General features: G+C 48.3%; 23 protein-coding genes. All 23 read left to right on the top strand.

All coding sequences use genetic code 11. From position 1 onward, the window contains the following. The 23 genes from cpsB to wzzB all read left to right on the top strand — a co-directional run bounded on the left by cpsB (position 1) and on the right by wzzB (position 26,104). A complete protein-coding gene (gene cpsB, locus AFK63_RS05405) occupies positions 1-1,443 on the top strand; it encodes a mannose-1-phosphate guanyltransferase (RefSeq protein ID WP_038861959.1) in 1,443 nt (480 codons plus the stop codon). A gap of 120 nt (positions 1,444-1,563) precedes the next feature. Beyond that, on the top strand, positions 1,564-2,934 hold the full coding sequence (gene cpsG, locus AFK63_RS05410; RefSeq protein ID WP_038861961.1) for a colanic acid biosynthesis phosphomannomutase CpsG: 1,371 nt from the start codon (positions 1,564-1,566) through the stop codon (positions 2,932-2,934). Between the two features lie 114 nt (positions 2,935-3,048). Then, positions 3,049-4,443: an undecaprenyl-phosphate glucose phosphotransferase gene (gene wcaJ, locus AFK63_RS05415; RefSeq protein ID WP_038861965.1), complete on the top strand. Its 1,395-nt coding sequence runs from the start codon at positions 3,049-3,051 to the stop codon at positions 4,441-4,443. Positions 4,444-4,455: 12 nt separating this feature from the next. Beyond that, the gene (locus tag AFK63_RS05420) at positions 4,456-5,934 is read left to right on the top strand and encodes an MOP flippase family protein (protein ID WP_038861967.1); all 1,479 of its coding nucleotides are present in this window, start codon (positions 4,456-4,458) and stop codon (positions 5,932-5,934) included. An 80-nt stretch (positions 5,935-6,014) separates the two neighbouring features. Beyond that, complete coding sequence (gene wcaK / locus AFK63_RS05425; RefSeq protein ID WP_038861970.1) at positions 6,015-7,295, top strand: colanic acid biosynthesis pyruvyl transferase WcaK; 1,281 nt, start codon at positions 6,015-6,017, stop codon at positions 7,293-7,295. Further along, complete coding sequence (wcaL, locus tag AFK63_RS05430; RefSeq protein WP_038861972.1) at positions 7,292-8,512, top strand: colanic acid biosynthesis glycosyltransferase WcaL; 1,221 nt, start codon at positions 7,292-7,294, stop codon at positions 8,510-8,512. The genes wcaK and wcaL overlap by 4 nt, the downstream gene beginning before the upstream one ends. An 11-nt stretch (positions 8,513-8,523) precedes the next feature. Beyond that, positions 8,524-9,942, top strand: coding sequence for a colanic acid biosynthesis protein WcaM (wcaM, locus tag AFK63_RS05435; protein WP_038861974.1), 1,419 nt, complete (start codon positions 8,524-8,526; stop codon positions 9,940-9,942). A 171-nt stretch (positions 9,943-10,113) separates the two neighbouring features. Next, positions 10,114-11,004, top strand: coding sequence for a UTP--glucose-1-phosphate uridylyltransferase GalF (gene galF / locus AFK63_RS05440; protein ID WP_038861976.1), 891 nt, complete (start codon positions 10,114-10,116; stop codon positions 11,002-11,004). A 389-nt stretch (positions 11,005-11,393) separates the two neighbouring features. Next, positions 11,394-12,476, top strand: coding sequence for a dTDP-glucose 4,6-dehydratase (gene rfbB / locus AFK63_RS05445; protein ID WP_038861977.1), 1,083 nt, complete (start codon positions 11,394-11,396; stop codon positions 12,474-12,476). 2 nt (positions 12,477-12,478) lie between these two features. Continuing rightward, positions 12,479-13,375 (top strand): dTDP-4-dehydrorhamnose reductase, encoded by an 897-nt coding sequence (rfbD, locus tag AFK63_RS05450; RefSeq protein ID WP_038861979.1) that lies wholly within the window; start codon positions 12,479-12,481, stop codon positions 13,373-13,375. 48 nt (positions 13,376-13,423) lie between these two features. Next, positions 13,424-14,302 (top strand): glucose-1-phosphate thymidylyltransferase RfbA, encoded by an 879-nt coding sequence (rfbA, locus tag AFK63_RS05455; protein WP_038861983.1) that lies wholly within the window; start codon positions 13,424-13,426, stop codon positions 14,300-14,302. A gap of 3 nt (positions 14,303-14,305) precedes the next feature. Beyond that, on the top strand, positions 14,306-14,854 hold the full coding sequence (rfbC, locus tag AFK63_RS05460) for a dTDP-4-dehydrorhamnose 3,5-epimerase (protein WP_038861986.1): 549 nt from the start codon (positions 14,306-14,308) through the stop codon (positions 14,852-14,854). Positions 14,855-14,856: 2 nt separating this feature from the next. Continuing rightward, entirely contained in the window at positions 14,857-15,276 is a 420-nt protein-coding gene (locus AFK63_RS05465) for a sugar 3,4-ketoisomerase (RefSeq protein ID WP_038861989.1), read from the top strand. Next, positions 15,251-15,721: an acyltransferase gene (locus AFK63_RS05470; protein ID WP_038861997.1), complete on the top strand. Its 471-nt coding sequence runs from the start codon at positions 15,251-15,253 to the stop codon at positions 15,719-15,721. Before AFK63_RS05465 ends, AFK63_RS05470 begins: the two co-directional genes overlap by 26 nt. Continuing rightward, positions 15,714-16,817, top strand: coding sequence for a DegT/DnrJ/EryC1/StrS family aminotransferase (locus AFK63_RS05475; RefSeq protein ID WP_038861999.1), 1,104 nt, complete (start codon positions 15,714-15,716; stop codon positions 16,815-16,817). Before AFK63_RS05470 ends, AFK63_RS05475 begins: the two co-directional genes overlap by 8 nt. Next, positions 16,814-18,064, top strand: coding sequence for an O-antigen translocase (locus tag AFK63_RS05480; RefSeq protein WP_038862001.1), 1,251 nt, complete (start codon positions 16,814-16,816; stop codon positions 18,062-18,064). The genes AFK63_RS05475 and AFK63_RS05480 overlap by 4 nt, the downstream gene beginning before the upstream one ends. A 53-nt stretch (positions 18,065-18,117) precedes the next feature. After that, entirely contained in the window at positions 18,118-19,026 is a 909-nt protein-coding gene (locus AFK63_RS05485) for a glycosyltransferase (protein ID WP_050568129.1), read from the top strand. A gap of 133 nt (positions 19,027-19,159) precedes the next feature. Further along, positions 19,160-20,215: a DUF1972 domain-containing protein gene (locus AFK63_RS05490; protein WP_174514619.1), complete on the top strand. Its 1,056-nt coding sequence runs from the start codon at positions 19,160-19,162 to the stop codon at positions 20,213-20,215. A gap of 56 nt (positions 20,216-20,271) precedes the next feature. Beyond that, positions 20,272-21,360 (top strand): hypothetical protein, encoded by a 1,089-nt coding sequence (locus AFK63_RS21155; RefSeq protein WP_144420887.1) that lies wholly within the window; start codon positions 20,272-20,274, stop codon positions 21,358-21,360. Next, on the top strand, positions 21,360-22,271 hold the full coding sequence (locus AFK63_RS05495) for a hypothetical protein (protein ID WP_144420888.1): 912 nt from the start codon (positions 21,360-21,362) through the stop codon (positions 22,269-22,271). The genes AFK63_RS21155 and AFK63_RS05495 overlap by 1 nt, the downstream gene beginning before the upstream one ends. Next, complete coding sequence (locus AFK63_RS20210; protein ID WP_071603655.1) at positions 22,255-23,352, top strand: EpsG family protein; 1,098 nt, start codon at positions 22,255-22,257, stop codon at positions 23,350-23,352. The genes AFK63_RS05495 and AFK63_RS20210 overlap by 17 nt, the downstream gene beginning before the upstream one ends. Before the next feature lie 139 nt (positions 23,353-23,491). Further along, positions 23,492-24,898 (top strand): NADP-dependent phosphogluconate dehydrogenase, encoded by a 1,407-nt coding sequence (gndA, locus tag AFK63_RS05500; RefSeq protein ID WP_038862012.1) that lies wholly within the window; start codon positions 23,492-23,494, stop codon positions 24,896-24,898. Positions 24,899-25,111: 213 nt separating this feature from the next. Continuing rightward, on the top strand, positions 25,112-26,104 hold the full coding sequence (gene wzzB, locus AFK63_RS05505) for an LPS O-antigen chain length determinant protein WzzB (RefSeq protein ID WP_038862013.1): 993 nt from the start codon (positions 25,112-25,114) through the stop codon (positions 26,102-26,104). The last annotated feature ends 13 nt before the right edge of the window (positions 26,105-26,117 follow it).

Below are 26,117 nucleotides of genomic sequence, written 5' to 3' on the forward strand. Positions count from 1 at the left end.
ATGAGTCAGTCAAAACTCTTTCCGGTAATTATGGCAGGGGGCTCCGGCAGCCGTCTGTGGCCGCTTTCCCGCGTGCTTTACCCAAAACAGTTCCTCTGCCTGAAAGGGGATCTGACAATGCTTCAGACCACCGTCTGCCGCTTAAACGGCGTGCAGTGCGAAAGCCCGGTGGTTATCTGCAACGAACAGCATCGTTTTATCGTCGCCGAGCAGTTGCGCCAGCTGAACAAGCTCACCGAAAACATCATTCTTGAGCCTGCCGGACGCAATACCGCGCCGGCCATCGCTCTGGCGGCGCTGGCGGCGAAACGCAACAGCCCGGACACCGATCCGCTGATGCTGGTGCTGGCGGCCGATCACATGATTCAGGACGAAGACGCGTTTCGCAGCGCCGTGCGCGCCGCGATGCCGTTCGCTGAGAGCGGCAAGCTGGTGACCTTCGGCATCGTGCCGAATCTGCCGGAAACCGGCTACGGCTACATCCGCCGCGGCGAGGTGTGCAACCCGGAGGTGGCGGTTGACGCCGTCGCCTTCAGCGTGGCGCAGTTCGTAGAAAAACCGGATCTGGAGACCGCCCGCTCTTATGTCAACAGCGGCGAATATTACTGGAACAGCGGCATGTTCTTGTTCCGTGCCGGCCGTTATCTGGAAGAGCTGGCGAAATACCGCCCGGACATTCTGGATGCCTGTGAAAAAGCCATGGGCACGGTTGACCCCGATCTCGACTTTATCCGCGTTGATGAAGAAGCCTTCCTGGCCTGCCCGGAAGAGTCTATCGACTACGCCGTGATGGAAAAAACCGCCGACGCGGTCGTGGTGCCGATGGACGCGGGCTGGAGCGATGTCGGCTCCTGGTCATCGCTGTGGGAAATCTCCAACCGATCGCCGGAAGGCAACGTGCATCACGGCGACGTGATTTCGCACAACACCGAGAACAGCTACGTCTATGCCGAATCCGGTCTGGTGACGACCGTCGGCGTGAAAGATCTCGTCGTGGTGCAGACCAAAGACGCGGTGCTGATTGCCGACCGTAATCACGTTCAGGACGTGAAGAAAGTGGTCGAGAAGATCAAAGCCGATGGTCGCCATGAGCATCATATCCACCGCGAAGTGTACCGCCCGTGGGGCAAATATGACTCCATCGATCAGGGTGATCGCTACCAGGTGAAACGCATCACGGTGAAGCCGGGCGAGGGTCTGTCGTTGCAGATGCATCATCACCGCGCTGAACACTGGATTGTCGTGGCGGGTACCGCGAAGGTGACGATTAACGACGAGGTGAAACTGGTGGGCGAGAATGAGTCGGTCTACATCCCGCTCGGCGCCACCCACTGCCTGGAAAACCCCGGCAAGATCCCGCTGGATCTGATTGAAGTGCGCTCCGGCACGTATCTGGAAGAAGACGATGTGATTCGCTTCGCCGACCGTTACGGGCGGGTTTGATTCTGCGGCATCGTTTATGCGCCCCGGTCACGTCGATGACGGCGCGACCGGGGCGCGAAATCGGCATGCAGAACCGTGCAGAATTTTTTCCGACAAAAAAGACAACCCAAGAGATAAAAAATGGAAAAGTTAACGTGTTTTAAAGCCTACGACATTCGTGGGCGTCTGGGCGAAGAACTGAATGACGATATCGCATGGCGTATTGGCCGTGCCTATGGCGAGTTCCTGAAACCGAAAACTATCGTGCTGGGCGGCGACGTGCGCCTGACCAGCGAATCCCTGAAGCTTTCGCTGGCGAAAGGTCTGCAGGACGCGGGCGTGGACGTGCTGGATATCGGCCTGTCCGGCACCGAAGAGATCTACTTCGCCACCTTCCATCTGGGCGTGGATGGCGGCATTGAAGTGACCGCAAGCCACAACCCGATGGATTACAACGGCATGAAGCTGGTGCGCGAAGGCGCGCGCCCGATTAGCGGCGACACTGGCCTGCGCGACGTGCAGCGTCTCGCGGAAGCGAACGACTTCCCGCCGGTGAACGAGGCCAAACGCGGCAGCTACAAAAAAATCGACCTGCGCGAGGCGTACATCGACCACCTGCTGGGCTATATCGACGTTAACAACCTCAAGCCGCTGAAACTGGTGATTAACTCCGGCAACGGCGCGGCAGGCCCGGTGGTGGACGCCATAGAAGCGCGCTTTAAAGCACAGGGCGTGCCGGTTGAGTTCATTAAAGTTCATAACACCCCGGACGGCAACTTCCCGAACGGTATTCCTAACCCGCTGCTGCCGGAGTGCCGCGACGACACCCGTAACGCGGTGATTGAACACGGCGCGGACATGGGCATCGCGTTTGACGGCGATTTCGACCGCTGCTTCCTGTTTGATGAAACCGGGCAGTTTATCGAGGGCTACTACATTGTCGGTCTGCTGGCCGAAGCGTTCCTCGAAAAACATCCTGGCGCGAAAATCATCCATGACCCGCGTCTGTCCTGGAACACCGTGGACGTGGTGAAAGCCGCCGGCGGCGTGCCGGTGATGTCCAAAACCGGTCACGCGTTTATCAAAGAGCGTATGCGCCAGGAAGACGCCATCTACGGCGGCGAAATGAGCGCGCACCATTACTTCCGTGATTTCGCCTACTGCGACAGCGGCATGATCCCGTGGCTGCTGGTCACTGAACTGCTGTGCCTGAAAGGCCAGTCGCTGGGCGAGCTGGTACGCGACCGTATGGCGGCGTTCCCGGCGAGCGGCGAAATCAACAGCAAGCTGGCAGAGCCTGCCGTGGCGATTAAGCGCGTGGAAGATCACTTCGCGCCGCAGGCAAGCGAGACAGACCACACCGACGGCATCAGCATGGCGTTTGGCGGCTGGCGCTTTAACTTGCGTTCGTCCAACACCGAGCCGGTGGTGCGTCTCAATGTGGAGTCACGCGGCGATACGGCGCTGATGCAGGCGAAAACCGAAGAAATTCTGGCTCTGCTGAATCAGTAAAACGGCGCGGCCGCCCGGCGTCGCTTCACTGCGACGCCATCGCCCCGCAGGCGCAGGCCTGCCGGGTGCCGGGCAGCCGCTTAACTGCGCCTTACGGCGCCTGAAGGTACGACGATGACAAATCTAAAAAAGCGCGAACGAGCCAAAACGAATGCATCGTTAATCTCTCTGGTGCAACGATTCTCCGACATAACCATTATGTTCGTCGGGCTGTGGGTGGTGTGCAGGATCAATGAGCTGCCGTTTTTCTACATGCATCTGCTGATGGCCCTGACCACCCTTGTTGTATTCCAGATGATTGGCGGGATCACCGATTTTTACCGCTCCTGGCGCGGCGTCAAAATCTCGACCGAACTGCTGCTGCTGTTGCAGAACTGGACCATGAGCCTGGTGTTCAGCGCCGGCCTGATGGCGTTTAACCCCGATTTCGAAAGCCCGTTCCGCGTCTTCTTCGCCTGGTATCTGCTGACCGGCGCCGGCATGGTGATTTGCCGTTCGGCGATTCGCTTCGGCGCGGGCTGGCTGCGTAATCGCGGCTATAACACCCGTCGCGTGGCGATCGCGGGCGCGCAGCCGGTGGGCCAGCAGCTCGCCGAAAGCTTTCGCAATGAGCCGTGGCTGGGCTTTGAAGTGGTCGGTATTTATCACGATCCGGAGCCGGGCGGCGTGCCGACCGGCTGGGCCGGCAACCTTGAGCAGTTGGTGGAAGACGCCCGTGCGGGCAAGATCCACAACGTCTATATCGCCATGTCGATGAGCGAAGAGGCGGCGATGAAGAAGCTGGTGCGCCGGCTTTCCGATACCACCTGCTCTGTGATGCTGATCCCGGACGTATTTACGTTCAACATTTTGCACTCGCGCCTGGACGACGTGAACGGCGTGCCGGTGGTGCCGCTGTATGACACGCCGCTTTCTGGCATTAACCGCATTCTGAAGCGCGTGGAAGATATCATCCTGGCCTCGATGATCCTGCTGCTGATTTCGCCGGTGCTGTGCTGTATCGCGGTCGCCGTGAAGCTCAGCTCGCCAGGCCCGATTATCTTTCGCCAGACCCGCTACGGCATGGACGGCAAGCCTATCATGGTGTGGAAATTCCGCTCCATGCGCGTGATGGAAAACGACAAGGTGGTGAAGCAGGCGACCCAGAACGATCCGCGCGTAACCAAAGTAGGCAACTTCCTGCGCCGCACCTCGCTTGATGAACTGCCGCAGTTTATCAACGTGCTGACCGGCGAGATGTCGATTGTCGGCCCGCGTCCGCACGCGGTAGCGCATAACGAGCAGTATCGCGCGCTGATTCAGGGCTACATGCTGCGCCATAAAGTGAAACCGGGCATCACCGGCTGGGCGCAGATCAACGGCTGGCGCGGCGAGACCGATACCCTGGAGAAGATGGAAAAACGCATCGAGTTCGATCTGGAGTACATCCGCGAGTGGAGTGTCTGGCTCGATATCAAAATCGTTTTCCTGACCGTGTTCAAAGGCTTTGTTAACAAAGCGGCTTATTAAGGGTAGTGGGTCATGAGCCTTCGCGACAAAACCATTAGCGGCGCCAAGTGGTCCGCGATTTCGACGGTCATTATCATCAGCCTCGGGCTGGTGCAGATGACCATCCTGGCGCGGCTGATGGATGGTCATCAGTTCGGCCTGTTGACCATAAGCCTGGTGATTATCGCGCTGGCCGATACGCTCTCCGATTTCGGGATTGCGAACTCGATTATCCAGCGCAAAACCATCAGCCATCTCGAACTGACAACGCTGTACTGGCTGAACGTCGGTCTCGGGATGGTGGTCTGCGCGGCGGTGTTTCTCTTAAGCGACCTGATTGCGGGCGTGCTGCATAACCCGGATCTGGCGCCGCTTATCAAAACGCTGGCGTTCGCCTTTGTGGTGATCCCGCACGGTCAGCAGTTCCGCGCGCTGATGCAAAAAGAGCTGGAGTTCAACAAGATTGGCTCTATCGAAACCTTCTCGGTGCTGGCGGGCTTCACCTTTACGGTGATTTCCGCGCAGTACTGGCCGGTGGCGATGACCGCCATTCTCGGTTATCTGGTGAATACCGCAGTGCGTACGCTGCTGTTCGGTTTCTTCGGGCGCAAGATTTACCGTCCGGGCCTGCATTTCTCACTGGCGTCTGTGTCGTCTAACCTGAAGTTCGGCGCCTGGCTGACGGCGGACAGCCTGGTGAACTATATCAATACCAACCTCTCAACGCTGGTGCTGGCGCGCATCCTCGGCGCGGCGGTGGCCGGGGGCTATAACCTCGCGTACAACGTGGCGGTTGTGCCGCCGATGAAGCTCAACCCCATCATCACCCGCGTGCTGTTCCCGGCCTTCGCCAAAATTCAGGACGATACTGACAAGCTGCGCGTGAACTTTTACAAGCTGCTCTCGGTGGTCGGCATTATTAACTTCCCGGCGCTGCTGGGCCTGATGGTGGTGTCGAATAACTTCGTGCCGCTGGTGTTCGGCGAAAAGTGGGTGAGCATTGTGCCTGTCCTGCAACTGCTGTGCGTTGTCGGCCTGCTGCGCTCTATCGGCAACCCGATAGGATCGCTGCTGATGGCGAAAGCGCGTGTTGATATCAGCTTTAAATTCAACGTGTTTAAAACCTTCCTGTTTATTCCGGCCATTATCGCGGGCGGGCATCTCGGCGGCGCGCTCGGCGTGACGCTCGGCTTCCTGCTGGTGCAGGTTATCAACACTATCCTGAGCTATTTCATCATGATTAAGCCGGTGCTGGGCTCCAGCTACCGCGAGTATATCCAGAGCATTCTGCTGCCATTCTGGCTCTCATTGCCTACGCTGGTGGTCAGCTTCGCGCTGGGCGTGGCGCTGAAGGGGCATCTGCCGCTCGCCTCGCTGCTGGCGGTGCAGATTGCGGCCGGCGTGCTGGCGTTCGCCGTGACGATGGTGCTGTCGCGCAATGCGCTGGTGGTGGAACTGAAACGTCAGTTTTGCCGCAACGATAAAATGAAAATGCTGCTCCGTGCAGGCTGATCCCGTTAAAAATTATTGATGCGCAAGCCCCTGCGGCCGGAGTGCCGCGAGAAAGGCGAGCGTATATTTCAGAGGGCAACATGAAGTTACTCATTCTTGGCAACCACACCTGCGGAAACCGTGGCGACAGCGCCATCCTGCGCGGATTGATTGATGCGATAGCGCTTCAGGACCCGACGGCAGACGTCGACGTCATGAGCCGCTACCCGGTGAGCTCCGCCTGGCTGCTGGACAGAGAGGTCATGCCTGACCCGCTCTACAAACAGATGAAGCAATTTAATAACGCGGCAGGCGTGATGGGCCGCGTGAAGAAAGTGCTGCGTCGTCGCTATCAGCACCAGGTGCTGCTGGCCAAAGTGACCGGCAACGGCAAGCTGCGCAATATTTCTCTGCCGCAGGGGTTTACTGATTTCGTCGGCCTGCTTGGCGGCTACGACGCGATTATTCAGGTCGGCGGCTCGTTCTTCGTCGATCTTTACGGCACTCCGCAGTTCGAACATGCGCTGTGCGCCTTTATGGCGAAAAAGCCGCTGTTTATGGTTGGTCATAGTGTCGGCCCGTTCCAGGAGCCGCAGTTTAATCAGCTCGCAAACTATGTGTTTGGCCACTGCGACGCCCTGATCCTGCGCGAAACCGTGAGCCTGGATCTGATGAAAAAAGGCCAGATCGATACCTCAAAAGTGGAGCTCGGCGTCGATACCGCCTGGCTTGTCGAGCACCATAACGACGATTTCGTCCCGAGCTACGCCGTACAGCACTGGCTGGACGTGGCGGCGCGCGACAAAACCGTGGCGATTACGCTGCGTGAACTCGCGCCATTCGACAAACGTCTCGGCACCACCCAGCAGGCTTACGAGCAGGCGTTCGCGAATGTGGTCAACCGCATCATCGACGAAGGCTACCAGGTGCTGGCGCTCTCTACCTGTACCGGCATCGACAGCTATAACAAAGATGACCGCATGGTGGCGCTGAATCTCAGCAAGCTGGTGAAAGATCCGTCGCGCTTCCACGTGGTGATGGATGAACTGAACGACCTCGAAATGGGCAAAATTCTGGGCGCCTGCGAGCTGACCGTGGGCACCCGTCTGCATTCGGCGATTATCTCAATGAACTTCGGCACACCTGCCATCGCCATTAACTACGAGCACAAGTCCGCGGGCATCATGCAGCAGCTCGGCATGCCGGAGATGGCGATTGAGATCCGCCATTTGCTGGATGGCTCGCTGCAGGCGATGGTGGGCGACACTTTAGGCCAGCTGCCAGCGATTAACGAGCGCCTTGCGGCGGCCGTCGCCGCCGAGCGTGAGAAGGGCCAGCAGATGGTGAAATCGGTATTGATGCGTGCGGGAGGGGCCCGATGAAAGTCAGCTTTTTTCTGCTGAAATTCCCGGTCGCCTCTGAAACGTTCGTCCTGAACCAGATAGTCGGCTTTATCAACATGGGGTATGAGGTGGAGATCGTCTCGCTGCAAAAGGGCGATCTTAAGAACACCCATGCGGCCTATACCGAGTACAACCTGGCGCAGAAAACCCGTTTTCTGCTGGAAGAGCCGGAAGGCAAAGCCGCGAAGCTCAAATATCGCGCCACGCACACTGCGCGCGGGCTGTTTAACGCCCGCACCTGGCGGGCGCTGAATATGGGCCGCTACGGCGACGAGGCGCGTAACCTGATCCTCTCTGCCATTTGCGGGCGCGTGCCGGGCACGCTGAAAGCCGATGTTTTTATCGCGCACTTCGGCCCGGCGGGTGTTACCGCCGCGAAACTGCGCGAACTCGGCGTGCTGGACGGCAAAATCGCCACCGTATTCCACGGTATCGATGTCTCGCACCGTGAAGTGCTGACACGCTATACACCGGAGTATCAGCAGCTGTTTCGCCGTGGTGATTTAATGCTGCCGATTAGCGAACTGTGGGCCGAGCGCCTTAAAGCGATGGGCTGCCCGCAGGAGAAAATCGCTGTCTCGCGCATGGGCGTGGACATGGAGAAATTCTCGCTGCGCCCGCTCAAGCAGCCGGGTACGCCGCTTGAGATTATCTCGGTGGCGCGTCTGACTGAGAAAAAAGGGCTGCATGTGGCGATCGAAGCCTGCCGCCTGCTGAAAGGCCGCGGCGTGGACTTTCGTTACAACATCCTGGGCACCGGGCCGTGGGAGCGCCGCCTGCATACGCTGATTGAGCAGTATGGTCTGGAAGATTGCGTCTTTATGCCTGGTTTTAAACCCAGCCATGAAGTAAAAGCAATGCTCGACGAGGCCGATCTGTTCCTTCTGCCTTCCGTAACCGGCGTGGATGGCGATATGGAAGGCATTCCTGTGGCGCTGATGGAGGCGATGGCGGTGGGAATTCCGGTCGTCTCCACGCTGCACAGCGGCATACCGGAGCTTATCGACGCCGAAAAATCGGGCTGGCTGGTGCCGGAGAATGACCCCCAGGCGCTGGCGGAAAAACTGCAGGCCTTCGCCGCGATCGACGAGCAGACACTGCGTCCGATGCTGAGCCGCGCCCGTGAAAAAGTGGAAACCGAGTTTAACCAGCAGCGCATCTACCGCGAACTCGCGGGCCTGCTGCAAACCCTGTAACCCGAGGTTTTATGCGTAAATTGATGTCGTCCGGGCACCTTACCCGCCGGACTTTCGTGCAGGCCGGCGCCGCGACGGCGCTACTGCCGCTGTTGCACAGCCGCGCCGCCCGTGCCGTGACGAGCGGCAAAACGGTGAATGTCGCCGATTACTACCGCGATAACTGGCCGCAGGCGTTTAAGCTCGCGTTCAACGAGGCGCAGACCGTCGAAGTGCCCGCAAACCTTACCTGCGACAACATCAACAGCCCTGTCTTTATGCCCGCCGGTAAAACTCTGCGAGTCCTGGGCGCGCTCAAAGGCAATGGAAAAGGGCGGTTTATTCTTCAGGACGGCTGTCAGATCCTCGGCGAGAAAAAAGGGCGGCTGCATAATATTATTCTCGACGTGCGCGGCTCGCAGGTAGCGATTAAAGGCGTCGAGATGACCGGCTTCGGCCCGGTGATGCAGATTTACATCGGCGGCAAAAAACCGCAGAAAATGCAGGGGCTGGTGATTGATGATATTTACATTCACGACGCCAACTACGGCATTTTGCGCCAGGGCTTTCATAACGAACTGCGCGACGTACGCATCACCAACGGGCGCTTTGAGCGTTTGCAGGGCGACGCCATAGAATGGAACGTGGCTATCAATGATTCGGAGCTGCTTATCTCCGATCATGTGCTTGATAACATCAACTGCACCAACGGCAAGATCAACTGGGGCATCGGCATTGGCCTTGCGGGCAGCACCTACGATAACGACTACCCGGAAAGTCAGGCGGTGAAGAATTTCGTCGTGGCGAATATCACCGGCAGCAACTGCCGCCAGCTGGTGCATGTGGAGAACGGCAAACATTTTGTCATCCGCAACGTGAAGGCGAAAAATATCACGCCGGACTTCAGTAAAACCGCGGGCATTGATAACGCCACGGTGGCGATTTATGGCTGCGATAACTTCTTGATTGATAACGTTCAGATGGTAAACAGCGCGGGCATGCTGATTGGCTACGGCGTTATCAAGGGCAACTACCTGTCGATTCCGCAGAACTTTAAGCTTAACGACATCCATATGGATAACCGCAACCTGCCGTATAAGCTGCGCGGTATCCAGATCTCTTCTGGCAACGCCACGTCTTTTGTCGCCATTACCAACGTCGATATGAAGCGCGCCACACTTGAGCTGCATAACAAGCCGCAGCATCTCTTTGTGCGCAATGTGAAGGTGATGCAGGAGTCGTCCGTTGGCCCCGCGCTGAAGATGCACTTTGACCTGCGTAAAGACGTGCGCGGCCGCTTTATGGCCAAAGACGACACGCTGCTCTCGCTGGCGAATATTCAGGCGGTCAACGAAAAAGGGCAGAGTTCCGTCGATATTGACCGCGTGGATCATCAGCACGTGAATGCGGAAAAGCTGAATTTTGCGCTGCCGGCACGCATCACAAAATGAATGCTCAGACTTTACGAATTATCCTGGCGATTAACGGTATGAATTCATAGAAGGTATAACCACTTTCCCTGAGAGTCGCGGGGCAATGGCGCTTACGCTATTGATAAATTCATACTGGCTTATGTCCGGTAAACGACTATAATTCATCAACCTTTTGAGGTGGGAGAGAAAATGAATAATTTAAAAGCAGTCATCCCGGTAGCCGGGCTCGGCATGCATATGCTGCCAGCCACTAAGGCTATTCCGAAGGAAATGCTACCTATCGTCGATAAGCCAATGATTCAGTACATTGTCGACGAAATCGTGGCGGCGGGAATCAAGGAAATTGTGCTGGTTACCCACTCCTCCAAGAACGCGGTTGAGAACCACTTCGACACCTCTTACGAACTCGAAGCGCTGCTTGAACAGCGTGTGAAGCGCCAGCTTCTGGCGGAAGTGCAGTCTATCTGCCCGCCGGGCGTGACCATCATGAACGTGCGTCAGGCGCAGCCGCTGGGCCTCGGCCACTCCATTCTTTGCGCGCGCCCGATTATTGGCGACAATCCATTTGTCGTCGTGCTGCCGGATGTTATTATTGACGCCGCTTCAGCTGACCCGCTGCGTTATAACCTGGCCGCTATGATTGCGCGCTTCCAGGAAAACGGCCGCAGCCAGGTGCTGGCGAAGCGCATGGCGGGCGATCTCTCTGAGTATTCTGTTATCACGACCCAGGATGCGCTGGATACCGAAGGTAAAATCAGCCGTATCGTCGACTTTATTGAGAAGCCGGATCAGCCGCAGACGCTGAATTCTGACCTGATGGCCGTTGGCCGCTATGTGCTTTCCGCCGATGTGTGGGATGAGCTTGCGAAAACCGAGCCGGGCGCCTGGGGCCGTATTCAGCTGACCGATGCTATCGCTCGTCTGAACGAGAAGCAGCCTGTTGAGGCGATGCTGATGACCGGTGAGAGCTACGATTGCGGTAAAAAAATGGGTTACATGAAGGCGTTCGTGAACTACGGCCTGCGTAACCTGAAAGAAGGGCAGAAGTTCCGCGAGAGCATTAAGAAAATCCTGGCGTAAGCCAGTCGCTATGCGCGGTACGCTATACAGGCAGGATAGCCTTTGATAAAACGGCAGTTGAGCATTCGGGTTGATAAGCATTTATACTCGACGGACTCACTGCCGTTTTGTTTTTTTGATGTAAAAAATCGCTCTGACAGGCATTAACAGAGGACGTTTGTGGCGGCTCTGCTGTTAAAGAGTGCCTTGTGCCTGGCGAAAGGATAGCTTTACCCCCAGTACACTGGTAGCTGTTGAGCCAGGGGCGGTAGCATTGTTTCGCCACGCTGAGCGGCGCCAGGCAGTGACCCTTCAAATCGTAATGTTAAGGCAGTTTTATTAATGCTTAAAACGCTGAGCGTTAATACAAGTCCCTTTTCAAAATATCCACATATAAGAGATAACTCACTGTGAAGATATTAGTCACCGGCGGTGCCGGATTTATTGGCTCTGCTGTAGTACGACATATTATTGATAATACCCAGGATTGGGTCGTCAATGTTGATAAGCTTACCTACGCAGGCAATCCGGAATCTGTTTCTTCTGTTGCAAATAACGAACGCTATACCTTTGAACAGGCCGATATTTGTGATCGCGCTGCGCTCGATCGCATATTTAAAGAACATCAGCCCGATGCGGTGATGCACCTGGCAGCAGAAAGCCACGTCGACCGCTCTATCAGCGGCCCGGCTGACTTTATCGAAACGAATATTGTTGGTACGTATACGTTGCTTGAAGCGGCGCGTGCGTATTGGTCATCATTAAATGATGACCGCAAAGCCGCTTTTCGCTTTCACCATATCTCTACTGATGAGGTCTATGGCGACCTCCCACACCCTGATGAATGGCAAGCCGGCGAACCGCTCCCTCTCTTCACAGAAGACACCCCTTACGCGCCGAGCAGTCCTTATTCTGCATCAAAAGCCTCAAGCGACCATCTGGTGCGCGCCTGGTTGCGCACTTATGGTTTGCCTACCATTGTGACCAATTGCTCAAATAACTATGGGCCATATCATTTTCCTGAAAAGCTGATCCCGCTTGTGATCCTCAATGCACTGGAGGGTAAGCCACTGCCGGTATACGGCAAAGGCGATCAAATTCGCGACTGGTTATATGTTGAAGATCATGCACGTGCGCTCTATACCGTCGTGACTCAAGGGCAGGTTGGCCAGACTTATAATATCGGCGGACATAACGAGAAAAAGAACCTTGATGTCGTATTAACCATTTGTGATCTGCTGGATGAGATTAAGCCTAAAGCAACGCCTTACCGCGAACAAATCACTTACGTTGCCGACAGACCGGGTCACGACCGTCGTTACGCCATTGACGCAGATAAAATCAGCCGCGAACTAGGCTGGCAGCCGCAGGAAACCTTTGAATCCGGTATCCGTAAAACGGTGCAATGGTATCTGGATAATTCTCAGTGGGTCGAGAATGTGAAGAGCGGCGCTTATAAGAGCTGGATCGAACAGAATTACGGGACTCGCTGATAATGAATATTCTCCTGTTTGGTAAAAACGGCCAGGTTGGCTGGGAATTACAGCGAGCCCTGGCTCCGCTGGGAAATCTTATTGCGCTGGATTTTAATTCTGAAGATTATTGCGGCGATTTTAGTAATCCTGAAGGAGTCGCGGAGACGGTAAGGCGTATCAGGCCGGATGTGATTGTCAATGCTGCTGCGCATACCGCCGTCGATAAAGCAGAATCGGAGCGTGATTTTGCACAGCTGTTAAATGCAACGAGTGTTGAAGCTATTGCAAAAGAAGCGGAGAAAATTAACGCCTGGCTTATTCATTACTCAACAGATTATGTTTTCCCCGGGACAGGTGAAACCCCCTGGTGTGAAAATGATGCTACAGCGCCGCTGAATGTCTATGGTGAAACAAAACTGGCGGGCGAACAGGCTGTACAAAATTTTTGTCAGAATCACCTTATTTTCAGAACCAGCTGGGTCTACGCCGGTAAAGGAAATAACTTCGCCAAAACCATGCTACGGCTTGCTAAAGAACGGGAATCACTCTCCGTTATTAACGATCAGTTCGGCGCACCAACCGGCGCTGAATTACTCGCTGACTGCACGGCGCATGCCATTCGCGTGGCACTCGCGAAACCTGACGTTGCGGGTTTATACCACCTCGTCGCCTCAGGTGTTACGACCTGGTATGATTTTGCGGCGCTGGTATTTGATGAAGCTCGTAAGGCAGGGATAACGCTGAAGCTTACTGATTTGCATCCTGTAGCAACAAGCGCCTATCCAACGCCTGCTCGCAGGCCACAGAATTCACGTTTAAACACCACAAAATTCCAGCAACAATTTGGGCTGGTGCTTCCGCAATGGGATGTCGGTGTTAAACGGATGCTGGAAGAGTGGTTTACCAGCGTAAATTAATGACAGAAATGCCCGTCGCCGGGCATTTTCATTGAGAGAATAAAGAGAATGACAACGCGTAAAGGAATTATACTGGCTGGGGGCTCCGGGACTCGTCTCTATCCGGTCACCATGGCGGTGAGCAAGCAATTATTACCAATCTATGATAAGCCGATGATCTATTATCCGCTTTCTACGCTCATGCTTGCCGGGATACGGGATATCCTCATTATCAGTACGCCACAAGATACGCCGCGCTTTGAGCAACTCCTTGGTGATGGCAGCCAGTGGGGGCTGAATCTCCAGTATAAAGTACAGCCGAGCCCGGATGGCCTGGCGCAGGCTTTTATTATTGGCGAAGAGTTTATTGGTAATGATAAATGCGCGCTTGTTCTGGGCGATAACATTTTCTATGGTCATGATTTACCAAAACAACTGGAATCAGCGGTTAGTAAAGATAACGGCGCGACTGTCTTTGCTTACCATGTCAATGATCCTGAGCGCTACGGCGTTGTTGAGTTTGATAAAACTGGCAAAGCCATTAGCCTGGAAGAAAAGCCTGCAGAACCAAAAAGCAATTATGCTGTTACTGGACTTTATTTCTATGACAATGACGTTGTTGAAATGGCTAAAAGCTTGAAACCATCAGCACGTGGCGAGTTGGAAATTACCGATATTAACCGGCTTTACCTTGAACAGGGCCGCCTTAATGTCGCGATGATGGGACGTGGTTATGCCTGGCTTGATACCGGCACACACCAAAGTTTAATCGAAGCCAGTAATTTCATTGCCACCATTGAAGAACGTCAAGGCCTCAAGGTTTCATGTCCGGAAGAAATTGCCTTCCGTAAGAGCTTTATTGATGCTGAGCAGGTAAAAAGGCTGGCGCAGCCGCTTGCAAAAAATGCCTATGGTCAATATTTGCTCAAGATGATTAAAGGTTATTAAGTAATGAATGTTATCCAGACAGAAATACCGGATGTTTTGATTTTAGAACCAAAAGTATTTGGTGACGCCCGTGGCTTTTTCTTTGAAAGCTTCAATCAGCGTACTTTTGAAGAAGCGGTAGGTCGTAAAATTGAATTTGTACAGGATAATCATTCTAAATCAGCTAAAGGTGTCTTGCGGGGACTACATTATCAACTTGCGCCATATGCTCAGGCTAAACTGGTACGTTGCCTACATGGTGCAATTTATGATGTGGCGATAGATATTCGCCGTAATTCACCAACCTTTGGTAAGTGGGTTGGTGCCGAGTTATCAGCGGAAAATAAACGCCAGATATGGATTCCGGAAGGATTCGCGCATGGCTTTATTGCGCTAGAAAATGGCACAGAAATCCTTTATAAAACGAACAACTTTTATTCAAAAGAAAGTGAACGTGCGATTCGCTGGGATGATGAACAGATTGCCATTGAATGGCCAGCTAAAGCAGATATCATTTCTGAAAAAGATGCCGTGGCGCCTTCATTTGCAAATGCAGACTTATTTGAGGGATAACAATGGATATAAAAATTATTCCGTTGCAGGCGCACGGCGACGAGCGTGGCTCTCTAATAGCGCTTGAAGAAAAACATAACATTCCATTTGAAATTAAGCGTGTGTATTACATGTTTAATACTAAAGAAGGAGTGCGTCGTGGTTTTCATGCACATAAAAAATTAAAACAGGTCGCTATCGCAGTAAGGGGTTCTTGCCGTTTTGTATTAGATGACGGTTCTGAACGTGTAGAATTGTTGCTGGATAATCCAGCACAAGGATTACTTATTGACTCGTGTGTTTGGCGAGAAATGTATGATTTCTCGGACGATTGTGTACTGATGGTACTGGCAGACAGTCTGTATGATGAGGCTGATTATATCCGTGACTATGATGTATTTTTAGAGAATACTACTAATGCCAAAAATTCATCCACTAAGTGACGTTCAGTCTGTACAGATTGGTGAAGATACAAAAGTCTGGCAATTTTCTGTTATATTGAAAGGAGCTAAAATTGGACGGGATTGTAATATTTGCGCGCACACGTTGATTGAAAATAATGTGATTATTGGAGATCGTGTTACGGTAAAATGTGGTGTTTACATTTGGGATAACATTTTTATTGAAAATGATGTATTTATCGGCCCAAATGTCACCTTCACTAACGATAAACATCCGCGCTCAAAAGTGCATGATAAAGAATTTCTTTCTACCTATATCAAAGAGGGAGCATCGATAGGCGCTAATGCAACTATTCTTCCTGGATTAATTATAGGTAAAAAAAGTATGGTTGGTGCTGGTGCGGTAGTTACAAAAAATGTTCCTGATTACGCGATTGTCTACGGTAACCCGGCCAAATTGATGGGGATGGTAAATAAAAATGATTAATTTCCTTAATTTGAAATCAATTAATGCTCGCTACGAAAAAGAATTAAAACTAGCATGTGAACGCGTGATTGATTCCGGTTGGTACATCGGTGGCAATGAGTTAGAGCAATTTGAGAAAAAGTTCGCTGAATATTGTGGCGTTAAACACTGCATTGGCATGGCCAATGGTTTAGATGCATTGGTACTTACTATCCGCGCATGGAAAGAATTAGGCTTGGTTAAAGAGGGCGATGAAGTCATCGTGCCTGCTAATACTTATATCGCTACAATTCTTGCTATAACCGAAAATAAACTTTGCCCAGTTTTTGTCGAGCCTAATTCACAGACGTTCAATCTTGATGCAGTGGGCATAAACGGAGCATTGACAGACAAAACCCGTATCATTATGCCTGTACACTTGTATGGTTACCTTTCGCCTATGGAAGAGATTATGGCGATTGCTCACCAGCATGGCTTGCTGGTACTTGAAGATTCAGCACAAGCACATGGTGCCAGCATTGGTGGGAAACGTGCTGGGGCATGGGGTGACGCTTCTGGGTTCAGTTTTTATCCAGGAAAAAACCTCGGAGCATTGGGTGATGCTGGCGCTGTCACAACTAATAATGATGAGCTTGCCAGTGCATTACGAGCATTGGGTAATTATGGGTCACATAAAAAATATCAGAATATTTATAAGGGTGTTAATAGTCGCCTTGATGAGATTCAGGCGGCTATGTTAAGCGTTAAGCTAAAATTTCTGGATGAAGAAATTAGGTTACGACGTGAAATTGCGTCAATGTATCTGGCTGGCATCAATAACAAAAAAATTACCCTACCATTAGTTAATACATCGGAAGAACATGTCTGGCATCTGTTTGTGATAAAAAGTCAGAAACGTAATGAATTACAGGAGTATCTTGCCGGTGCAGGAGTACAAACTATGATTCATTATCCGATCCCACCGCATAAACAGCATGCTTATAAAGAGTATAACAATCTTCATTTACCAATCACTGAGAACCTGCATAGGGAAGTTCTGTCTTTGCCAATAGATCCTACGTTAGATAAAGAAGAAATCTATCAAATAATTAGTTTGATCAATGAGTTTGATAGATGAAACGTCTGCTATCAATTACTGGCATGACTGCTGCTTTAACTTTATTTCGTATGATGTCTGGTTTTATAATTGTCAAGTTCGTAGCTATTTATGCTGGGTCGGCTGGCCTGGCCATGCTCGGCCAATTTCAAAGTCTGATATTGATTTTAAATGGTATTGTTAACGCTCCAGCTGGCAATGCAGTTGTAAAGTATACCGCTCAGTATAGTCATACCAGTTACTCAAACTGTGCCCCCTGGTGGCGCGCATCCATGAGATGGATTTTGATCTTAATCGCTGCGATTATGGTAGTGGGTTTACCATTATCACATTATATTTCTAAATGGGTTTTTCAAACTGAGAAATTTGGGTGGGTTATTCAACTTTGCTTGCTTTTTCTTCCCTTCTCTGCAGCATCATCATTAATCAACTCTGTTATAAATGGAACGCAAAATTATAAACGATTTATATTACTGGGCGCAGTATCGGTAATAATTTCATCAACGTTAATGATTACTTTAGTAATCTATTACAACCTGGTAGGTGCGCTATTAGCTGCAGCGCTTCAGGGTAGCGCAATTGGCATAGTCATGCTTGTCAGTTCTTTGCGTCAACCTTGGTTAAAATTCCGGTTATGGTGGGGGAAGATAGGAGATAAACATAAAGCGAAAATCTCTGGTTATTTGCTAATGACGATCGCTTCTGCTGTGATGATGCCGCTTTCTCTTATTGGAGTGAGGAATATAACTGCAAACGAGCTGAGCTGGGAAGCTGTGGGGTATTGGCAAGTTGTATGGAAAATATCCGAGGTTTACTTAAGTGTAATTACTATTGCTTTGGGTACATATTATCTGCCGAGGCTATCAAAATTAAATACAGCTGATGAAATTATCACTGAGGCTAATGCCACACTAAAGGTGGTAGTGCCTGTTATTTTTGTTATTGCAGTAGTTATTTATCTCTTTAGGGATTTTGCCATTACCCTTTTATTTACCAAGGATTTTTTAGTAGCAAGAGATCTCTTTGGCTTTCAGTTATGCGGTGATGTTATAAAAATAGTAGGATGGATTCTTGCATATCCAATGATTGCACGTGGTGCGACTAAATGGTTCATCTCCACCGAGATCGTCTCCGGTTTGCTTCTAATGATACTTACGTTCATCTGCGTCAAATATTTATCGCTACAAGGCGCAAATATTGCCTATTTACTTAATTATACTTTATATGCTTTTTTCATTAGAATGAACTTAAGAAAAATGATTGCATGATTTCTTTGAAAATGAAAAAACAGAATTAATCAAATTTCGCCAAGGCTATGTCGATGGAAAAGTACAAAGTAACAGTTGTAACTTTAACCTATAACAATTGGGATAAGATACATACCGCAATCAAGTCGTTAGCAAAACAGAGTATTGATGAACACATCGACATTGAATATTTAATTGTGGATGATGGTACTGAGAATTTTAATCTTGAGTATGTAGAGGAGCTCGTAAGAAATAACTTAAATATTAAAACCAGAATTATCATCAATAAAAGAAACTTAGGTACTGTAAAGTCTTTTAATAATGCAATCAAACAGTCTTATGGTGATTTTATAATACCACTTTCAGCTGATGATGAATTTTATGCCAATGATGTTATCAATAATATAATGGCAGAGTTCGTTAATTCAAACGCTGAGATTGTCACAGCCAGGCGCATGCCTTATGAAGAAGGAAACCGAGCCGCATTTGCATCGTTACCGACTGAAGCTCAAATAAAACTTTTCACTAATAATGTTGAATTATTAAAGTATATATTAAAGCATGGAAGCTTCATATCTGGTGCCTGTACATATTATCGTAAAAGTCTTCTGATGAGGCTTGGTTTTTTTGATGAAGAATATGTACTTTTGGAAGACTATCCATTTCTGGTGAAAGCACTCCTTAATGGTGTGGGTATTAATTATGTTAATATCGTTGCTATCAAATACAGGCTTGGTGGTGTTTCAAATATTGCCAAAAGACATCCTTTGCTTGAGAAAGATTTTCGTAGATTGTATAAAAATATTAGCGTAATGCCTCAGCTTAACCCGTATTGGAAAAGACGGATTTTTTATTTGAAGGTTTTAACGCCTTCTGAAAAAATAAAAATATTAAACATTATGAAATACCCCGAGCAATTTATCTATTTTTGTCTTAAACGATTTGGGAAAATATTCGGTTATAATATTGAGCGTTTGAGATAAGATCTATTGTTTATATTAAAAACACCAAGAGCTATTTAATAAGCAATATATATACGTAATTTAACAGATAAATTAATACCATAGTGGCATCTCTGCGTTGACACTGATGGTTGTAAGTTATTGGAGTCATAGTGTGAAACGTGTTGCTATAGTTGGAACTGTGGGTATTCCTGCTTGTTATGGAGGATTTGAATCACTTGTTGAGAATTTGACTAAGTACAAAAGCGAAGATTGTAAGTATTACATATTTTGCTCAAGTAAACATTATCCTGAAAAATTAAAAACGCACAATGGTGCTGAGTTAATTTATGTTCCATTAAAAGCAAATGGCGTGCAGAGCATACTGTACGATATTTTTTCTTTATGGAAGTGTTTATTTCTTAAAGTTGATACTATTTTAATATTAGGTGTCTCTGGCTGTATTTTTCTTCCTTTTTTTAGATTAATAAGTAAATCAAAAATAGTTACTAATATTGATGGTCTTGAATGGAAGCGAGAAAAGTGGGGGAGAGGGGTCCAAAAATTTCTTAAGTTGTCAGAGTCATTTGCAGTAAAATATTCACATGCGATTGTTACTGATAATGAAGCAATTACTAATTATGTTAAAGACGAGTACAATAAGCAATCCTATACAATCGCCTATGGTGGTGATCATGCTATTAGAGCTTCTCGAAAAGATGCCAATTTAAAGCAAAGTTATGCGTTAGGTCTATGTCGTATTGAACCAGAGAATAATGTTGAGCTAATTTTAAACGCATTCTCTTCCATTAATGAAAAGCTTAAGTTTGTAGGGAATTGGGATGCCAGCGCCTATGGGCGATCTCTCAAAAAAAATTACAGTAAATACGACAATATAGAGCTGATCAATCCAATTTACGATATTGATCAATTATACATTTTACGAGACGGCTGCGATAAATATATTCATGGTCATTCAGCTGGCGGTACAAATCCCTCGTTAGTTGAAATGATGCATTTTGGTATCCCTATCTTCGCTTTTGACTGTGAATTTAACAGGTACAGCACTAACAATAAAGCCTTTTATTTTAAGAATGCCACACACTTAAATGAGTTAATTAGAAAGAACGATTGTAAAAAACTTGATGACAATGCATCCTATATGAAAAAATATGCGAAAGAGAATTATACCTGGCAAATAATTACCGCTGCTTATGAGAAGCTGTATTGATGTGTTGAGTTTTCATTTTAATGGCTTTATTTTCTCCTTTATATCGTGAATAAATTATGCAAAACGATGTGTTCAGTCTGGATGTAAACTCAATTCTTAAATGTCGTAAATATATTGCAGTGAAGTTAAGTCGATTGATCCACTGTTTGTTTTTTACGTATCAATTGAGTAGTGAAGGGAAAGGTAATAACAATATCGTGATTTTTGATACGACTGAGTTGAAAAGGAGAACTGACTATAAAGAATATATGCTTAATTTTATTGGGCAATGTATAGAAAAACGACCCGCACAAGTTTATACAATTAAATACGCTTTTGATATCTTCGGGTTTTTCAAGAAAATAACATTTATAATTGCTCAAACTAGTCGCAATAAAAACATAAAAGAACTTCTTCAGCTGTCTCAATTAAATACTCTTTATGGCCAGCTAGTCAGTTTAAATTTGTTTGATAAATCTATAGTAACGTTTTGTGATGCTCATCCTGAAGATAATCTTATATCCCAGACGTTGAAAATAAATCGTTGCAGGACATATACTTTGCAACATGGATATTATACGTACTCCCCTGGGACTATAAACCAGGAAGTTTATGAGAATTTTATTTCGGACTATATGCTTTGCTGGGGCCCATCCTCAGTAGCTAACTTGATTAATTGTGGTATTTCGTCTTCAAGGCTCATACCTTTCGGGTATTTTAAAGAAACTAAATTACGCTATCATGGTGGGAATGCCGTATTTATCCTTTTAAATGGAAGGCATAATAGTCAAACTAATTTTGCTTTATTGACGCTGGCTAAACGTATAATTAATGATACTGGTATGAGGGTATATATTAAAAAACATCCGGACGATACAAATGCTTATCAAGATTTTGAGGGGGTTGAATTTGTAGGTGCTTTATCAGAGGGTACAAAAGATGCTCGCCTTGCTATTATTTCAGAAAGTGGCGTTTTCGTTGACTTCTACATGGCAGGATTTCCTTATTTAATTTTGAAGTCAGATAACCTTAAAAAAGAATTTTCATCATTACCTAATGCCTTATCTTCTGATGAAATCATAAATTATATTACTTGTAATTCAAGCATAAAAAAATTCAGTTATCCTGAGTTAGTGACGTTACAACCGGATTTTGAGAAATTATAATGAAGAAAGTATCTTTCTGGGGTTGGTATAGTGACTATGACTGTCATACTATTGACGGGTTAAAAAAATATTATAACGTCAGAAATGATTCAATGACGAAATTCGTCCGTGTAATGTTTAAAGCATTTAAAATGCTGTTACCTAAAAAAGTTTCTGAGAGAATTATAAGCTTAGTATTACTATCTAAATTAGATAAAAGTTCTATCGCTATATTCAGTGATGACATATTGTATTACATCAGATTTGCTCTTGCTTTGCAGAATCAAAGAAAGATTGTGGTTTTTAGGAACATAATTGATCGCACTTATGAAAATAACATTAATTTGCTGAAAAGATCTGGCTTTGAGTTATATACGTTCGATCCCGCTGACGCACAGTATTATGATATTTGCTACAAAGGTCAGTATTTACCAGTTTATGATGTTGATGATGTTAACCCGGACGTTGCTGCTTATTTTTTAGGGTTAAACAAAGGGCGTAAAGAGATACTTGAAAGGCTTTCTCATCAACTTCTCAAAAAAGGAGTTGCTGTTAATTTTACTATCATTGATAACTCAGAAAAAAAATTCTCACTCTCGAAGCGTTCACTCAGCTACAAGGAAAACATTGAACAGGTTTTGAGGTCTCGGTATCTTGTTGATATTGTTAGGCCTGGCCAGAGCGGCATGACATTAAGAGTTCTTGAATCGGCTTTTTATAAGCGTAAGTTGATTACTAATAACCCAAATGTAAAAGACACTGATATATATAATTCTAACAATATTCTTGTGTTAGATGATCAGATGAATATTCCTGATGAATTCCTGGCCAGTCCTTATGAGGAATTACAAGTTACTACTCTTGAAAAATATAAAGCTGATAATTATTACATCGATATATTAGAAGGCATTCAATGTGATAAGAATATTTGATCTATTTTCGATTCTGGTGTTTATCCTGATTTTCGGACTACTTTCGTCTTTTAATAATAAAAGCAACAGATTATCTTTTTTACTTTTTTGTTTAGCATGCATTATCATATCTTTTAGAACAATTGGTGATGATACTGCAGAATATATCGATATTTATACCTCAATGTCTCCAGCGTTTAGTTGGGATAGCATGCTCAATGTAAATGGATTTAGAATTGAGCCCGCATGGGGTATTTTCATAAGCATATTAAAAAGTGCTGGCATCCAAACGCATTATTTATTTTTCTTTTTAAGTCTCCTCTTGCCATCGCTGGCAGTTATTTGGGTTTACTTTAAAAGTAACAGGCTTGGTTCAAAAGTATCTGCATTATTTTATTTCATATTCTTATTGATTTTGTATCAGTATTTAATAAATGGAATTAGAGCATTTGCTGCCAGTTGTTTTGTTTTGCTAGCGTTATGGTTTCTATTCAAAAAGAATTACTTGCGCTTTGTACTGGCTGGTATGTTTGCCGTTGCCTTACATACTAGCGCTATCATTTTCATTCCATTTGCTTTTGTCTTCAATATGTCATTGCAAAGACGGCATATTGGATATCTTGTTTTTTTTGTAGCGTTATCTTTAATTATACTTTCTCAAATCAATTGGCAGGATGATTTTATTTTACATATCACTTCAAAATTAGAATATTACTTATATTCGGTTGAGGATGATATGATCACACAAAACCGTGGCAGAGAGTTGTACGTTTATTTTGCACGTTCTGTTTTTATGTCCTCTGTTGTTTATTCTATATTTCTCTTGTTGTTATCAGTAGATAGTTGCCAAAATAATAACTTTATCGCAGGATTATATAAATGTGTTTCGTTTATATTAATTGTGTGTGTGCTTCTGATGTTCTGTGGAGTTTTCCTTTTTTCATACAGGTTATTGCAATTTGGTGGGCCTTTATTAGTCTTGCTCGTCACACACAGTTTGATTTCTGAACCAAAGCCATTTAAATTTCCTTTCTTCGTAATATTTACTGGCTTTTATTGGTTTTTATTTATCCTTTATGCAAGTAGGTTTTACGATAGCTGACTGTAGGTAACTGGTTCATCTTTAATGTTATCAGCCTATTATCTGTACATAAATTTTTATTTATATATTTTAAAATTAAGTTAAAATATAAATATGCAACGCACATTCTTGCGAATACCAAACCTGACAGGAGTATGTAATGTCCAAGCAACAGATCGGCGTCGTCGGTATGGCAGTCATGGGGCGCAACCTGGCGCTCAACATTGAAAGCCGTGGTTACACCGTCTCCGTATTCAACCGCTCCCGTGAAAAAACCGAAGAAGTGATTGCCGAAAATCCCGGCAAGAAACTGGTGCCTTACTATACCGTTCAGGAATTTGTCGAGTCGCTGGAAACCCCGCGCCGCATCCTGCTGATGGTAAAAGCCGGGGCGGGTACGGATGCAGCCATCGACTCCCTGAAGCCGTATCTGGAAAAAGGCGACATCATTATTGATGGTGGCAATACCTTCTTCCAGGACACCATTCGCCGTAACCGCGAACTCTCCGAAGAAGGTTTCAACTTCATCGGCACCGGCGTTTCCGGTGGCGAAGAGGGTGCCCTGAAAGGCCCTTCCATCATGCCTGGCGGCCAGAAAGAAGCTTATGAGCTGGTTGCGCCGATCCTCAAAGAGATCGCAGCCGTTGCCGAAGGCGAGCCGTGCGTGACTTACATCGGTCCGGATGGCGCCGGTCACTATGTCAAAATGGTGCACAACGGTATTGAATACGGCGATATGCAGCTGATTGCAGAAGCCTACTCGCTGCTGAAGCACGGCCTGAACCTCTCCAACGAAGAGCTGGCAAAAACCTTCTCTGAGTGGAACGAAGGCGAGCTCAGCAGCTACCTGATCGATATCACCAAAGATATCTTCACCAAAAAAGATGAAGACGGTAACTACCTGGTTGATGTCATTCTTGACGAAGCGGCCAACAAAGGCACCGGCAAATGGACCAGCCAGAGCTCCTTGGATCTCGGCGAACCGCTGTCCCTCATCACTGAATCCGTATTCGCGCGCTATATCTCCTCCCTGAAAGAGCAGCGTGTTGCCGCCTCTAAAGTGCTGAGCGGCCCGCAGGCGAAACCGTTCGCAGGCGATAAAGGCGAGTTCATTGAGAAAGTCCGCCGCGCGCTGTATCTCGGTAAAATCGTTTCTTACGCGCAGGGCTTCTCCCAACTGCGTGCCGCGTCTGAAGAGCACAACTGGAACCTGAACTACGGCGAAATCGCGAAGATTTTCCGCGCAGGCTGCATTATTCGCGCCCAGTTCCTGCAGAAAATCACCGACGCTTATGCAGAAAATCCATCCATCGCGAACCTGCTGCTGGCGCCGTACTTTAAAAAAGCGGCGGACGATTACCAGCAGGCGCTGCGTGATGTCGTCGCTTATGCTGTGCAGAATGGCATCCCGACCCCGACCTTCTCCGCTGCCATCGCGTACTACGACAGCTACCGTTCCGCGGTGCTGCCGGCGAACCTTATCCAGGCGCAGCGTGACTACTTCGGCGCGCACACCTACAAGCGCACCGACAAAGAAGGCGTCTTCCATACCGAGTGGATGGAATAACGTTTCCTTTTAATAAGACAAGCCCGGTGGTTGCGCCGGGCTTTTTTTATGCCTGACGACCGCCGCGAACCGCGAGGGAAGCCAGTAAGCGCTTTGTTTTTCAGTATTTTCCCAAGCCACATTCACGCTTCGTTATGCAATCATAACGCCTTGCATCTACACTCATGGCTGGTGTGGCTTTCTCATAATAATTAGATGACAAACAAGGACTCTATGAGCAAAGAATTTCAGGGTGGCGCTATTCACCACAGCAATGGGAACCCGGAACAGATTGACCTTATCGACCTGCTGATGCAGCTCTGGCGGGGACGTCTCACCATCATTGCGACGGTCATCGTAATGATTGTTCTGGCGGTACTTTATCTTTTCGTCGCCAAAGAAAAATGGACGTCGACGGCCATCGTAACGATGCCGGACGCCGGCCAGATCGCCAGTTACAACAACGCGATGAATATCCTTTATGGCAACGCCGCGCCGAACGTCACTGACGTACAGCAGCGCGTGGTCGGGCGCTTCAGCTCCGCGTTTTCCGCGCTGACGGAGACGCTGCAAAACCAGCAAGAGCCGGAACAGCTGACCATCGATATGGCAGTGAAAGGGCAGCCGCTGCCGCTGAAAGTCACCTATCAGGCGCAAACGCCTCAGGCCGCGCAGAAAAAACTGGCGGAATACATTCAGCAGGTGGATGAGCAGATCGCGAAAGAGCTAAATAAAGACCTTACTGATAACGTAACGGCGCGCGCTAAAGAGTTGCAGGAATCGCTCTCAACGCAGGAGAAAGTGGCGCAGGAGCAGAAAGATCTGCGCATCAAGCAGATTGCCGAAGCGCTTAAGTTCGCCCAGGAATCGAACGTGACGTCTCCCCAAATGCCGCAGGCGCAGGAAGTAACGCAGGACACGCTGTTTCTGTTAGGCAGCGAAGCGCTCTCTTCAATGATCAAAAACGAAGCGACGCGCCCGCTGGTTTTCTCTGATGCGTATTACCAGACCAAACAGAACCTGCTGGATATCTCCAAGCTGAAAATCGATGAATCCTCGCTTCACGCGTACCGCTACGTAATGAAGCCGACCGAGCCGCTGCGTCGCGACAGTCCAAAACGCGCGCTGGTGCTGGTGCTTTCGGTGCTGCTGGGCGGCCTTATTGGCGCCGGCATCGTGTTGGGGCGCAACGCGCTGCGCGAGCACAACAGCCGTCAGGTGCGTTAATCTGGCGAAAAGA

This window comes from Cronobacter muytjensii ATCC 51329 (genome assembly GCF_001277195.1).
Classification (GTDB): Bacteria; Pseudomonadota; Gammaproteobacteria; order Enterobacterales; family Enterobacteriaceae; genus Cronobacter; species Cronobacter muytjensii.

Bases quoted from the DNA above. Each gene is read 5' to 3' on its own strand.
- cpsB (WP_038861959.1), top strand. From the start codon at position 1: ATGAGTCAGTCAAAACTCTTTCCGGTAATTATGGCAGGGGGCTCCGGC.
- cpsG (WP_038861961.1), top strand. From the start codon at position 1,564: ATGGAAAAGTTAACGTGTTTTAAAGCCTACGACATTCGTGGGCGTCTG.
- wcaJ (WP_038861965.1), top strand. From the start codon at position 3,049: ATGACAAATCTAAAAAAGCGCGAACGAGCCAAAACGAATGCATCGTTA.
- AFK63_RS05420 (WP_038861967.1), top strand. From the start codon at position 4,456: ATGAGCCTTCGCGACAAAACCATTAGCGGCGCCAAGTGGTCCGCGATT.
- wcaK (WP_038861970.1), top strand. From the start codon at position 6,015: ATGAAGTTACTCATTCTTGGCAACCACACCTGCGGAAACCGTGGCGAC.
- wcaL (WP_038861972.1), top strand. From the start codon at position 7,292: ATGAAAGTCAGCTTTTTTCTGCTGAAATTCCCGGTCGCCTCTGAAACG.
- wcaM (WP_038861974.1), top strand. From the start codon at position 8,524: ATGCGTAAATTGATGTCGTCCGGGCACCTTACCCGCCGGACTTTCGTG.
- galF (WP_038861976.1), top strand. From the start codon at position 10,114: ATGAATAATTTAAAAGCAGTCATCCCGGTAGCCGGGCTCGGCATGCAT.
- rfbD (WP_038861979.1), top strand. From the start codon at position 12,479: ATGAATATTCTCCTGTTTGGTAAAAACGGCCAGGTTGGCTGGGAATTA.
- rfbA (WP_038861983.1), top strand. From the start codon at position 13,424: ATGACAACGCGTAAAGGAATTATACTGGCTGGGGGCTCCGGGACTCGT.
- rfbC (WP_038861986.1), top strand. From the start codon at position 14,306: ATGAATGTTATCCAGACAGAAATACCGGATGTTTTGATTTTAGAACCA.
- AFK63_RS05465 (WP_038861989.1), top strand. From the start codon at position 14,857: ATGGATATAAAAATTATTCCGTTGCAGGCGCACGGCGACGAGCGTGGC.
- AFK63_RS05470 (WP_038861997.1), top strand. From the start codon at position 15,251: ATGCCAAAAATTCATCCACTAAGTGACGTTCAGTCTGTACAGATTGGT.
- AFK63_RS05475 (WP_038861999.1), top strand. From the start codon at position 15,714: ATGATTAATTTCCTTAATTTGAAATCAATTAATGCTCGCTACGAAAAA.
- AFK63_RS05480 (WP_038862001.1), top strand. From the start codon at position 16,814: ATGAAACGTCTGCTATCAATTACTGGCATGACTGCTGCTTTAACTTTA.
- AFK63_RS05485 (WP_050568129.1), top strand. From the start codon at position 18,118: ATGGAAAAGTACAAAGTAACAGTTGTAACTTTAACCTATAACAATTGG.
- AFK63_RS21155 (WP_144420887.1), top strand. From the start codon at position 20,272: ATGCAAAACGATGTGTTCAGTCTGGATGTAAACTCAATTCTTAAATGT.
- AFK63_RS05495 (WP_144420888.1), top strand. From the start codon at position 21,360: ATGAAGAAAGTATCTTTCTGGGGTTGGTATAGTGACTATGACTGTCAT.
- gndA (WP_038862012.1), top strand. From the start codon at position 23,492: ATGTCCAAGCAACAGATCGGCGTCGTCGGTATGGCAGTCATGGGGCGC.
- wzzB (WP_038862013.1), top strand. From the start codon at position 25,112: ATGAGCAAAGAATTTCAGGGTGGCGCTATTCACCACAGCAATGGGAAC.